Consider the following 13,496-nt stretch of genomic DNA (forward strand, 5'->3'; position numbering starts at 1 on the left):
CGAAAACGGTTCGGCAAGGCGGCCCAGCTTGGAGAAAGTCGGGCCGCTTTTTATGAATAAGCGTCTGCCTCCACTAACCATGCAAAGGGGAATCTTCATTTATGCGCTCAATGAAGAACGGCTGGACCGCTTTTTGTGCGATTGCGTTTGTATGCGTTTTCTTTTTGGCGGCCGCGCCGCGCTCCGCCTCGGCCGACAGCGCGCCGGCGGGAGCCGGATATTTGGTGGACGAAGACTTTGCGTTTCTGTCCAATCTGGTGCCGGGGGAGAGCCAGCCGTCCGGCTGGGACATCCGCGCCGCGGGCGGCGCGCTGACGAGCATTTATAACAACACGTTAAAAATCAGCGATGCCAGTACGAAGCTCCCTGTATCGATGAGCCGCAAGTTCGTGGCCCAGAGCGAAGGGACGCTGACGATGGAATTTCGATTCAAGCCGTTTAGCGTCATTAATGGCTTGCATTGGCAGCTGCTCGGCGGCGATACGCCCGGCGTCAGCATCGCGACCAGCGCGAGCGGGAGCAATCTCGTGCTGGAGACGTCGGGAGGCGCCGCGGTGACCTTGCAGGCGTATTCGGCGAACCAGGAATACGGCATCAAGGTCATTGCGGATCTGTCCGCGCAAAAGGCGGACGTGTACGTCAACGGCATCCTGCGGGCGAGCGCCCAAAATTTCGCGAACGCGGTGTCCGCGCTGAACCGCTTCCAGTTGACGACGGGCGTCGCTTCGACGGGCGACTTCTTCTTTACGCCGCTTCATATCTATAAAGGCTACGCCGTCAACGAAAGGCTGCTGTCGGTGACCCCTGAATCGGGTAACTTGCCGCAGGATTGGACGGCCGCCCTTAACGGAGGCACGATCCAGGTCGCCCAGATGCTCAGCGCCCCGAAGCCGGACGTCAACAGCCTGAAGATCGATGCGTCCGCCTCGACCGGCAGCATGACGCTTGGGAAGAGCTTTGCCGCGATCTCGGGTGATCTGACCGCGGAATACAAGATTTTCATCCCGGTAAAGACCGACGGTCTCACGGCCGAATTGAGAAGCGGCAGTACGACGGCGCTCAAGCTGTTCAGCTCCAACGGGAACCTGGTTTACGAGGACACGACCGGACAGCCCGTAAAGCTTTACGACGACTACAAGGCTAACTTGTGGTACCGCCTTAAAGTGGTCCTGAAGCCGGGTACGCACAAGGCCGACCTCTACGTCAACGGCAAGCTGCAAAAAGCGAACGTCGATATCGCTTCCGGGATCGCTTCCGTCGACGGGATCCGGTTCTCCACCTCCGCCGCGAACAAGGGCTTGATGTGGCTCGACGATATCCTTGTGTCTGCGAATACGCCGGAGCCTGCGGACTATGTGCCCGCGCCGGCAGTCGCGAGCACAGGCAGCACGTTCGTCGGCGTGCAGAGCTGCCCGATGTGGCGGGAGGGGCATCATCTGGGCTGGGACGTGATCAATCCGTTCCCGGACCGGACGCCGTATCTGGGCTTCTACGACGAAGGCAATCGGGAGACGGCGGACTGGGAGATCAAGTGGATGCTCGAGCACGGCATCGACTTCCAGATGTCCTGCTGGTTCAGGCCGATCGGGGGAGAAGGCGCGCCGATCAAGGATTCCTACCTGTCCGATGCGCTGGACGACGGCTATTTCAATGCCAAGTACAGCAATCTGGCCCATTTTGCCATCATGTGGGAGAACCTGAACTCGGCGGCGAAGGACATCGCCGATTTCCGCGACAATCTGGTTCCCTACTGGATCGAATATTATTTCAAGGACCCCCGGTATTTGAAGGTTGACGGCAAGCCCGTGTTCACCATCTATAACTACGATCAATTCGTCAAGCTGGCAGGCGGCGACAGCACAAAAGCGAAGGCGTTGATGGATATTCTGCGAAGCGCGGCGCGCGATGCCGGCGTCGGCGAGCTAACCATCCTGAACGTATATAACGGCACGAATGCCCAGGATCTGCAGAATCGCAAGGATGCGGGCTTCGACGGCGTCTACGCCTATTCGTGGGGCTCCTTCGGCGGGCATCCCGATTTTCAGAAGCTCAAGCTGACGCTGGAAAACAACGCCGGCGTGATGGACGTCATTCCGGGCCTCAGCATGGGCAGAGACGATACCGCCTGGGGGCTGAGCTCTGGGTATTATGCGACTCCGGCCGAATTCAAGTCGCTGGCGCAGTGGACGAAGGACACCTATATTCCGTCGCTGTCGGCGGGCAATCTGGGCAAGAAGCTCATCATGCTGGACAACTGGAACGAATTCGGGGAAGGCCATTTCATCATGCCGGCAGGGCTCGCGGGCTTCGGCTACGTGGATGCGATCCGCGATGTGTTCTCAGGCGTCAGCACCCATACGGATGCCGTGCCGACCGCAACGCAGAAGGCGCGAATCAACGTGCTGTATCCGGAAGGGCGCGTCGTGCAAAACCGCACCCTGACGCCTCCGGCGATATCGAGCAATTCGGTCGCCTCGTGGGAGTTCAACACGCCGGGCGACAGCGAAGGCTGGAGCGTGCTGAAGCAGATCGACGCGGTGAGCGTCGCGGGCGGCACCTTCACCGGCACCACCAATAACACCGACCCGGGCATCATCTCGGCGGACCATCTGGGGATTAAGGCGGAGGACGCGCCTTATCTCAAGATCCGGATGAAGAACAGCGCCAACGATATCGACGGCCGCGTATTTTTCACGACGGAGCTGGACGGCGACTGGAACGAGACAAAAGCGATGGGCTTCTTCGTAATCCCGCAAGACAACGGGTACACGGATTATTACGTGGAAATGTGGCGGAACAAGAGCTGGACCGGCAATATCCGGCAGATCCGGATCGATCCGATCTCGGCGATCGGCACGATCAGCATCGACTACATCCGGGCCGTCGCCGACGATTCGACGGCCATCAAGCTGTACATCGACGGCAAACGGAAAAACTTCAGCCAGCCGGCGCTCGTGCAGGACGGCGTCGTCATGGTGCCGATCAAGGACATCTGGCTACAGCTCGGCGTCAGGTCCGAATGGGACGCGGCGAATCAGAAGTTTATCGCGGTCAAGGGTGGCAGCGTCTACGAATTAACGGTCGGCAGTACGACGGCGCTCAAGGACAATCAGTCCATCACGCTCGAACACGCGCCGGTGAAGCTGGCCAACGGAACGGTGCTCGCGCCGCTCTCGTACCTCAAGCAAGCCTTCGGGGCGACCTTGAAGTGGGATGCGGCCGCGCAGAAAATCCAGATCTATCCGGCAGGCGTCGTCTGGGACTTTGAATTCGGAGACGGTTGGACGGCGAACGGGAGCATCGCCGGCGGGCAGGCGATGGGCGGCCGATTCAGCGGTACGTCCCTCGGCGTATCCGGCGGTGTAGAACCATCGGTCGAATCGCCGGATCAGTTGGGGCTGGACGCGTCCACGATCAAGCGGGTTCGCGTGCAGCTCGGCAACCAGACGACTGGCTCGCAGGCGAAGCTCTATTATACGACGGATGCCGATCCCGTATGGAATGCGGCCAAGTCGTTCTCGACCTATATCCTGCCAAGCGATTCGACTCTCCGCGAGTACGTGTTCGATACGACTTCCGCGGCCGCCTGGACAGGGACGATCAAGCAAATCCGGGTCGTGCCTACGCTGTCGGCCGGCAGCTTCAGCATCGATTCCGTGCAGCTGGATACGGCAACCTCGCTGCCGACGCTGGGCGCCAACCTTGTCGCGGATCCCGGCATGGAAGGGAGCACGATTCAGGCGCGCGTACAGAACGGCGCGCTGGGACTGGACGTCACGCAATCCCACAGCGGCCATCAGTCGCTCAAGGTCGTCAAGGACAATCGTTACGGCAGCGCTTCCTTCCCGATCGCCGTCACGCAAGGCCAAGAGTACCATTATTCGGTCTGGGCGAAGCTCGCGAAGGCGCCGACGCTCACCGAACCGCTGCGTCTTTGCTTGCAGTATACGGTTGACGGCAATATCAAGCAGATGATTATTTACACCAGTGCCGGGCTCTCCGCCGATCAATGGACGCAGCTGCAGGGCAACTACACGATCGCGGAGACCAGTCCCATTTCCAATGTGCTGCTTTACTTTTATACGGAGATCGACGGCACCAATCACGACTACTATCTCGACGATGTCGAAGCGAGGCTCGTGACCTACTCGTCCAGTCCGGCATGGACCTATGCGACGGGACTGAGTATCAACCCGACGACGACGATGAACATGGGCGAGACGAAGACGCTCGTTCCGACGTTCCAGCCCTCGAGCAGCGTCAATAACCAAGCGCTGATCTGGAACTCCGACAATCCGGACGTGGCCGTCGTAGACATTAGCGGCACGGTGTTCGCGAAGAACGCGGGCATTGCGCATATTACGGCAACAGCCATCGACGGCGGATTCACGGCGACGACGGCGGTGACGGTGGCGCTCGGTTCCGGGCAGCCCGCCGGCGCGGTGCTGGGAAGCAATCTCATTCTCAACCCCGACATGGAGGGCGCCGCGATTCCTTCGTCTTATTACGGCTCCAGCGCCAGCGTGGCCTTGACGACGTCGGAGCATCGCCTGGGGGCGCAGTCTTTGCAGGTGACGAAGCTGAACGACAACAAATACGCGTCGTTCTTCATGCCCACATCGATCGAGCAGGGAAAGACGTATTATTATTCGGCCTGGGCGAAACTGGCTGCAGCACCCGCACAGCCTGCGCTGTTCCGGATCTGCCTGCAATACAAGCTGGACGGCGTCGCGCAGCAGAAAATTTTGTTCACCAGCGCGCCGCTGCTCAGAGGAGGCTGGACGCAGGCATCGGGTTTCTACAAGATCGAGGAGACGGGGACGGTCACTGATGTCCGGGTGTTCCTGTATACGGAGCAGAGCGGTCCGGTGCAAACCTTCTACGTCGACGATATAGAGGTTCGTCCGGTCATAGCAGACAGTACCCCGCCGGTCACGACGGTCGCGCTGAATCCGTCGCCGCCGGACGGTCCGGGCGGCGCTTATAACGGCCCGGTTACGCTGACGCTTGCGGCATCGGACAGCGTGTCCAGCGTCGCGCAGACTGTGTACAGCGTCGATAACGGGACGACTTGGACCCCGTACACGGCGCCGCTGGCGTTCGGCAAACAGGGCTCGTATACGGTTCTTTACAAGTCGACCGACCTGGCGGGCAATGCCGAGACGCAGCAGAGCGTAAGCTTCAGCCTGGCCGCGACGGTGACCACGGTCTCCCTGCAGGATAGCGCGGGACAGCCGCTGAGCGGCGGCACGGTCAAGTATTACGACGGCAGCTGGAAGGACTTGGGGACGACGGACGCCTCGGGGCAGGCGACGAAGGCGCTGCCGGAGCGGAGCTATATTTTCTCCGTGACCTATCTAGGCACGACCAAGCAGTTAACGCAAAATACGGCGACAGGTCCCGCGTCCGTCGTCTTCCAGACGGTAAAAGCGAAGGTGCAGCTCAAGGACAGTCAGGGCAATCCGCTGAACGGCGCCGTCGCGAAGGTATATGCCGGAGGCAGCTGGCAGACGATCGGCACGACTGCGGGCGGCGAAACGACGAAGGAGCTCCTGCCGGGCACGTATACGTTCGGCATTACCTATGACGGCGTGTACAAGGAAAAGAGCCAGAACGTCGGCGACGATCCGGCCGTGGTATTCCAGACGGCGAGCGTTCTTATCCAACTGAAGGATGCCGGCGGCAACCCGGTGAACGGCGGCACGGCCAAGGTGTATGCGGGAGGCAGCTGGCGGACGATCGGCAGCACGGCGGGCGGCGAGATCCGCGTGGAGCTGCTGCCCGGCTCCTACACTTTCGGCATGACGTACGGAACGGCGCTCGCGAACATCGTGAAGGATATCGGGACGGATCCGACCGTCGTGTTCCAACTGCCTTAATGTTATAAGAACGCAAGAGGATGCTCCCGCCGGACCCTGGCCATGCGCGTCGGTCCGCGTCGGTGAGCATCCTCTTTTGGGGAGGAAGATTGCAAATGAGAAGATCGATAGAGTTGACAGGCGCTTGGCAGCTGAAAGGCGAAGGCATAGACCCTTCGGGAAAGGAAGCGAGTGTCGCGATCGATGCGCAGATTCCCGGTCATGTGCACCAGGATCTGCTCGCGGCGGGCCTGATCGCGGATCCGGGTTACCGCAAGCAGGCGGACGATTGCCAGTGGGTGGAGCATTGGCGGTGGACGTACAGCCGGACGTTCGAGCTTGAGCGATTGGAGCCGGGACGTCCCCTGCTGGAATTCGAAGGGCTGGATACGTACGCGGAGATCGAGTTGAACGGCATCCGGCTCGCCCGGACCGACAACATGTTCGTCCGCTACCGCTTCGACGTGTCGGGGCTGCTGCAGGAGGGCACGAACGAGCTCGTGGTGAGGTTCCGGACGGTCGCGGAAGGGCTTGCGGGCAAGTCGTACGCCGGTCTCGGCGCAGCCTTCACGAACGAGCGGCTGTTCGTCAGGCGCATGCAATGCACTTTCGGCTGGGACTGGGTAGGGCGCCTCGTCAGCTACGGCATATGGCGGCCCGTCCGTCTCGTGTTCGAAGACGTGGCGGCGATCAAGGACCTTTTCGTGTACACGAAGGCTGTGGACACGCGAGGCGCGTCCCTTGCAGTAGCGGTCGAGACGAGCATCCGCGCCGAAGAGCCGCTGCGGCTGTCGCTTGCGATTGAGGGTCCGTCCGGCGGTATCGTCTGGCAGGCCGAGCGCCGGCTGAACGGCGGCAAGCTGGAGCTGACGGCCGATCTGACGGAGCCGGAGCTGTGGTGGCCGGCAGGATACGGCGGCCAGCCGCTGTATACGCTCGTCGCAAAGCTGTACGACAAGTCGGGATTGCTCGATGAGCGTTCTCGCGCGTTCGGCATCCGGACGGTGCGCATCGAGCAGCTCGCGGACCGGGCGGGAAGTGCAGAGGCGCGGATGACCGAAAAGATTCGCTCGCAAGTCATGATAGGGGATACGAACGCCGACAATCCGGACGGTATGGCCTGGGAGGCGAACGGCGACCGCCCCGGCAGCGGTTTCCGTCTGCTGGTCAACGGCGTTCCCGTCTTTTGCAAGGGAGCGAACTGGGTGCCTTGCGATCCCTTCCCGTCGCGCGTACCGGATTCGCGCTACGAGCACCTGCTCCGGCTCGCCCGCGATGCCGGCATGACGATGCTCCGCTGTTGGGGCGGCGGCATCTACGAGCCGGAGCCGTTCTGGGATTGGTGCGACCGGCTCGGCATCGTCGTCGTTCAGGACTTCATGATGGCATGCGGGACGTACCCTGAGTCGGACCGGGAGTGGACGGCATCGCTGACCGCCGAGGTCGAGGGCGCGATTCGCGCGCTGCGGAATCACCCCAGTCTCGTCTGGTGGAACGGGGACAACGAGAACGGCATGTTCGCAGGCGAGGAAGACCCGGGTTATCCGGGGCGGGGCATCGCCGAGCGGATCACGGGCAGGCTGTGCGCGGATCTGGATCCGTCCAGGCCGTTTCAACCCACGAGCCCTTACGGCGGCAGCACCAACAATTCGTTTACGATCGGCACTGCGCACTATACGGGGGCGCTGTTTGAGATGTTCGATGTTTTCCGCAATACGGATTTGCGCCACTACCGCTCCTACTTTGCCGGCCTGTTAAGTCGATTCTGTCCGGAGTTTCCGATGTTCGGCACGCCGGAGGTTCATACGCTGCAGCGGATGATGAACGACGAGGATCTAGCCGATCCGTCGTACGACATGATCGAATACCACACGAAGAATCACCCGGGTCTGAAGGACTTCTCGCTCTTCCGTGCGCTCGCGACGCTGGCCGACAAGCTTACCCCGCCCGCCGCGTCGACGCCCGACCAGATCCGCCGCATGTCGTTCGTCCAGCACGAGCTTACCCGGCTGACCGTGGAGGCTTACAGGCGCAACCGGCATTATGCGGGCGGTCTCCTGTTCTGGATGTACAACGATTGCTGGCCGGCGAGCGGCTGGAGCCTGGTGGATTACTACGGGTACCCGAAGGGCGGGTATTACGGCTTCAAACAGGCGGCGCGGCCGGTAATCGCTTCGATCGAAAAAGACGCGGCAACCGGGACGTACGATTGTTGGGTGTGCAGCGACAAGCCCGAAGAGATCCGGGGAACGGGGACGCTGCGCGCGCTGAAGCTTGACAGCTCCGCCGAAGACGCCGAGGTCTGGTCCAGGACGTTCGACTTTGCGGTGGAAGCGGGCGTTTCGGCTGTAGCAGCCGGGATTCCGGCAGAAGAGCTGGACGCTTTGCTGGATCATCGTCATGTGCTGGTCATGGATATCGCCGGTGAATTCGGCAGCGATCGCTGCATCTATTTCGCGGGACTTCCGGCGGAGATGAAGCTCGCGCCATCGGGCTTGCGGATCGAATCCCGCGCGGGCGGGCCTGAAGCCGGCAGCGTGACCGTCGCGGCGGACCGCTATGCCAAAGCCGTTCATTTACATGGCGCATACGTCTTTTCGGACAATTACTTCGACCTGCTGCCAGGGGAGCGCAAAACGATCGAATACCGCAGCTTGGAGGCTGCAGTATATGCCGGTGAGCAGGGAGACGAAGAGCCGGCGATCGAGCTGATCGCCTGGAACTGATTTTTACCCGAAACACCCAAGCTCTCGCTAAAAGAGACGAGCTACCGTGTACGATTGCGCGATAGTATTAGTGCCGGGTCGATGCCGATCCGGCTACTTTGGCGCGAGGACGCCAGACGGTCCGAATCGTTCGAAGGGAAGGGAGGCGGACGGCGACGGCCGCGAGCGCGACGGACAGCAAGCAGACGGCGACGAAGTGAACAAGGCTGTTGCCGATCAGCCACGGCTGCAGCCCCGTCGTCTTGGCGGCGCCCCGCACGAGCACGATGGCGAGCGGATGCAGCACGTAGATCCACGCCCGTCCCTCCCGCAGCGTCCGGTTCGCCGGTCCTTTGTAAGGGAGCGCCAGCAGCAGCAGAAAATAGGCGGCCGGTACCGCGAAAATATACATGCTGTCTTGCCGGGGGATGCCGCCTTCGCGCAGCCAGAGCGCCTCCGCCAGCATTGCGGACAGCGAGACGAGAAAAAGCACGGCATGCAAGGCCGGACGGCTCGGACGCTGCTTCTCGCTTCGGGCAACGAACGCGCCGAGCGCCAGATAGACTGGCGCGAAGAACAGCCCGTTGCGCGTATAGTCGAAGACGTGGAACATTGCGCTATACCATCCCGTCAGGACGCCGCTGCCCGCGATCAAGCCGTAGTAGCTGTCGCCGAGCAGTCCGACGGCGTACAGTAAGAAGGCGACGATCATGACGGCGGCCGGCTTCAGCGCGCGGTACAGTCCGTGCAGCATGGCGATGCCGATCATCAGCGCAGGCAAGTACCAGAGGTGGTAGAAGGTACCGTCGAACACCAGATCCCGCAGCAAGTCAAGCGTGCCGAACTTGGGGGAGGAGAAGTAGCCATTGTATACGTTGAGCGGCACATAGAGCAGAATGGCGATGGCATACAGTTTGGCGATGCTGCCGAGATAGCGCAGAAGATGGCGACGGTCGGCTAGCGGGTCGCCCGTCAGCTTGCGAAAGTAGAAGAAGCCGGAGGTCATGAAAAAGATCGGCACGGCGATTCTCGTGAGCGCGCCGTCGATCAAAAAGTCGGCGGACGGACCGAAGCGGGCGAGCGGACCCGTATGGTTGGCGATGACGAGCAGGGCGGCTATGAATTTGAGCCAGGACAGGCCGAGATAATCCGTTTTAGCCGTTTTAGCCGGTCTGGCGAGTTTAGCCGACAAAGGACCGCCGCCTTTTGCCGGTTGAAGCCGTCACGATAATGCCGCCCGCGTTGTCGCCGGACAGGCGGTAATAATCGCAGGCCGGGATCGGCACGTCCGCAGAAGCGCCCGGGCCGACGGGTACATAATAGATCTCGACGCGCTCGCGTTCCTCCTCCGCCAACAGCCGCTCGCCGTCGAACGCGAAGGAGCGCAGCCGCTCGACGTATTCCTCGAGGCACAGATTCTCTTGCTCCATGATCTCGGCGTGCGGGGTTCCGACGTAGCGGAAATGCCACGGCTCGCAGGCGATGCCGGTGACGGCTTCCTTGCCCGCGCGATAGCGCTGGACGAAGCCGAACTGCGCGGCGAGCCGTTTGAAGTCGAGACAGACGCCGCTGTCCGGAAAATCGGGCGCGATGAAGTCGAGCTCGCCGCCGCCCGCCAGCCCGACGTCGATGGCAAGGCCCGTCTGATGCTCGCTGCAGCCGGGCAGGGCGACATAGGCGGCCGTATACCGAGGTCCGTTTTCCCGCAGCGACGATTCATAAATTTCGGTCTGTTCGTCGGCCGACCGATACCCGCTCACGGCCACGATGTCGGACGCCCCGCCGCAAGCTGCGAGCAGCTCCGCCAAACGAGAGAGCGCCGTCGCTTCCAGCAGCATGCCCGGCGAGCGCGCGCGCATCGCGGGATAATCGTCCAGCGCCGACAGCCTGTCCGCCGGGAACGGCTCCCGCACGGGATGCGTCTGGTTGACCAGGATGAGATGTCCCTCATGGATGGCGGATGGAGCGACGCGGATCGTGCGAAGCGTGCTCAGATCACGGTCGGCTCCCGCCGCTGCGGTTGAAAATAGGCGTTGTCCCATGCGTATTCAGCCTCCTTCTTTGAATTCGCGTAAACCTTGGCCAAGCGGTCCGTCAGCGACGTCGTGATCTCCTGGGCCGCGCCGTCGATATGGGCGGCCAGCTCGGCGAACGTGACGCGCTCGCCGCCCTGGCGTCCGATCAGCGTCACACGGTCTCCCGGCGCGCAGGGACCGGGCAGCCGAAGCATCAGCTGATCCATGGAGATTCGGCCGACGATCACGGCGCGCTGTCCGCGCACGAGGACAGGGGCGCCTCGCATCCGCTGCGACCAGCCGTCCGCGTAGCCGATCGGCGCGGTGCCGATCCATTCGTCGGACTCGGCGCGGTAGGCGTTGTCGTACCCGATATACTCGCCCTGCCGAACGCGCTTGATTTGCATCAGCGTGCTGTGCAGGCTAAGCGCAGGCTTAAGCGGCACGGGCGGCGTCAGCCGGGACGGATAAAAGCCGTACATGGCGGCGCCGATCCGCACCATGTCGAGCGCAAGACCCGGGAACCGCAGGGCGGCGACGCTGCCGGCGCAGTGGTAGTGCCGAACGGCGATGCCGCTCGCCTTGCATCGCGTCATCAGCTCCGCGAACCGGCGGGCCTGCCGCTTCAGGTAGGCCGTGTCAGCTTGTCCAGCGGTCGCAAAGTGCGTATAGAAGCCGTCGACGTCGATATCCGGCGCGGCGAGCCACGGGACGAGCGCATCCCATTCCGCCTCCGTTCGGAAGCCGATCCGGCCAAGCCCGGTGTCGGCTTTGACGTGCACGCGCAGCTTGCGTCCGGCAAGCGTTGGCGAACGCCTCCGCAGCTCCCGGAACCAGTCCGCGCCGGTGACCGTCAGCGTCAGATCCCGTTCCATCGCCAGGTCGACCTGGTCCGGCCGGATCGGCGTCAGAATCAGGATCGGGAGCCGTACGCCTCCCGCCCGCAGCCGCAGCGCCTCCTCGAGAAAAGCCACGGCCAAATAATCCGCTCCCGCCTGCCTTGCCGCTTCGGCCGCTTCCAGATCGCCGTGGCCGTAGCCGTTCGCCTTGACGACGGCCATCAGCTTGACGCCCGCGGGCAGCGTGCCTCGAACGGCGCGCAGATTGTCCGCGATCCGCCGGGGATCAATCTCCGCCCAAGTCTCCCTTAACATGGGGCCAGCCTCTCATAACTGAGCGACTGCCTGGCTTCGTGACGGGTGAACGCGTAGTCGATCAGCCGCTCGATCAGCTTGGCGTACGTCGTACCGTCCGTTTTTTCCCACATGACCGGATACATGCTGGCGGACGTGAAGCCGGGCAGCGCGTTGATCTCGTTCAAGTACAGCAGCCCGTCCCGGTCCAGGAAAAAGTCCACCCGGGCGAGACCCTCGCAGCCAAGCGTCCGGTACGCCTGCAGGGCGAGTGCCCGGACTTGTCCGATCAGCGCTTCGCCGATCTCGGCCGGAATGGACATTTGCAGCCGCGGATCGGAATATTTCGACGCAAAGTCGAAGAAGCGGTTGTCGTGTATGAACTCGCCCGGCAGCGAAGCGATCGGCTCCTCATTGCCCATGACGGCGACCTGAATCTCCCGTCCGGGAAGCTCCCGCTCGACGACCAGCTTGGCGTCGTACTGCAACGCCTCCGCGATGCCGGCCGTCAGTTCGCCGCGGTTCTCGCAGCGGTTGATGCCGATGCTCGAGCCAAGCGATGCCGGCTTGACATAGCAAGGGTAGCCGATCGTATCCTCCAGCCACGCGATGCAGCCCCGCTCGTCCGCCAGCCATTGTTCGCGTAGGACGGCGCGGTGTTCGACCTGCCGAATGCCGGCTTGCGCCAGCGTCAGCTTCGACATCGCCTTGTCCAGCGTCAGCGCCGCGGCGAGTACGCCGTTTCCCACGTAAGGCACGTTCAGCATCTCCAGCAGCCCCTGGAGCGTCCCGTCCTCCCCGTTGGAGCCGTGGATGAGCGGCAGGACGACCTTTTTGCCGGGCAGCGCCAGCTTGCGAAGCAGAATATCGCCGATGGAGGCGGCTTCGCTGTCGTGCGCCGGCTCGGCGACGAGTCGCTCCGCCGCTTCGGCGCCTGCGAGACCTTGCGCGTCCGGCGCGCACCAGCGTCCGTCCCTCGCGATATAGATGGGATGCAGCTCGAATTTGGATTCGTCGACCGCGCCGAGGACGGTGCGGGCGGTTTTGAGTGAGATGTCGTGCTCGACGGATTTGCCGCCGTACACGACGTACAATTTGGTTTTCATCGTTCGGGTTACCTCCGGTTCGCGATTTGTCTTCGTTGATTACAAGATAACCGCTAACTTTTAAAAAGGTTGAAACGAAAGTTTAAGGATTGCTTAAGATTGTTTGAATACGGGGGCAGGGGCGGCGAATACGGGTGCGAGCGCAGCACGAAGAAACCCGTCGGAGAGTAAGCCCTACGGGTCCCTTCTATAGTAGCGATGGCTTTAGCCTTGCAGGGTCGCCTTGCCGCTGGAGCGATCCCAATTCGCCCGAATGCCGAAGACGCTGCAGATATAGTCAAGTGGAAATTGAGTCGAATCGGCCGCCCAGCGGAGTGAGGGCACGTCCCGGACAAGTTTTCCGTCGACGTATGCCTCAACCGGATCCGAGGCTCTGATCGAGAGCGTCTTGCCTTGGCGCGAGAACGTCCACGTCGTGTAGGTCGCGTTGTAATGTTTCGGATCCGGCTTGGATACGGACGATCGGACCTCGAAGCCAAGCGCCTTAAACACGCTCGTGTAGGGCATCCCGCGACGGTGCCGTCGCTTCGCATTGCGAGGCCGTGTTCCGATCCGCCCGCGACGGATACAGAGATCGGGAGACGCTCTGCAGCGGCAGTCGAAGTCAAGGTCATTTGATCCGCAGCGTACGCCGTTTGCGTCATTGGAACTGTCGGCATTCGCTGTCGGCGTCGCTCGG

7 protein-coding genes are annotated in these 13,496 nt (G+C 62.2%); 2 read left to right on the plus strand and 5 right to left on the minus strand.

Going from position 1 to position 13,496, the window contains the following annotated elements:
• Nucleotides 1-101: 101 nt before the first annotated feature.
• Nucleotides 102-5,879, plus strand: coding sequence for a stalk domain-containing protein (locus KB449_RS03495; protein ID WP_282907037.1), 5,778 nt, complete (start codon nt 102-104; stop codon nt 5,877-5,879).
• A 95-nt stretch (nt 5,880-5,974) separates the two neighbouring features.
• On the plus strand, nt 5,975-8,584 hold the full coding sequence (locus KB449_RS03500; RefSeq protein ID WP_282907038.1) for a beta-mannosidase: 2,610 nt from the start codon (nt 5,975-5,977) through the stop codon (nt 8,582-8,584).
• A 67-nt stretch (nt 8,585-8,651) separates the two neighbouring features.
• On the opposite strand, the gene KB449_RS03505 is transcribed toward KB449_RS03500, so the two are convergent.
• The 5 genes from KB449_RS03505 to KB449_RS03525 all read right to left on the minus strand — a co-directional run bounded on the left by KB449_RS03505 (nt 8,652) and on the right by KB449_RS03525 (nt 13,309).
• Complete coding sequence (locus KB449_RS03505) at nt 8,652-9,755, minus strand: acyltransferase family protein (protein WP_282907039.1); 1,104 nt, start codon at nt 9,753-9,755, stop codon at nt 8,652-8,654.
• Nucleotides 9,745-10,605: a D-alanyl-D-alanine carboxypeptidase family protein gene (locus tag KB449_RS03510; protein WP_282907040.1), complete on the minus strand. Its 861-nt coding sequence runs from the start codon at nt 10,603-10,605 to the stop codon at nt 9,745-9,747. Before KB449_RS03510 ends, KB449_RS03505 begins: the two co-directional genes overlap by 11 nt.
• Nucleotides 10,554-11,732 carry an alanine racemase gene (gene alr / locus KB449_RS03515; RefSeq protein ID WP_282907041.1) on the minus strand — a complete coding sequence of 393 codons (1,179 nt, stop codon included), beginning with the start codon at nt 11,730-11,732 and terminating at the stop codon, nt 10,554-10,556. The genes KB449_RS03510 and alr overlap by 52 nt, the downstream gene beginning before the upstream one ends.
• On the minus strand, nt 11,726-12,817 hold the full coding sequence (locus KB449_RS03520) for a D-alanine--D-alanine ligase family protein (protein WP_282907042.1): 1,092 nt from the start codon (nt 12,815-12,817) through the stop codon (nt 11,726-11,728). Before KB449_RS03520 ends, alr begins: the two co-directional genes overlap by 7 nt.
• A gap of 204 nt (nt 12,818-13,021) precedes the next feature.
• Nucleotides 13,022-13,309, minus strand: a complete 288-nt coding sequence (locus KB449_RS03525; protein ID WP_282907043.1) for a stalk domain-containing protein — start codon at nt 13,307-13,309, stop codon at nt 13,022-13,024.
• Nucleotides 13,310-13,496: the final 187 nt, after the last annotated feature.

It is taken from the genome of Cohnella hashimotonis, assembly GCF_030014955.1.
Lineage (GTDB): Bacteria > Bacillota > Bacilli > Paenibacillales > Paenibacillaceae > Cohnella > Cohnella hashimotonis.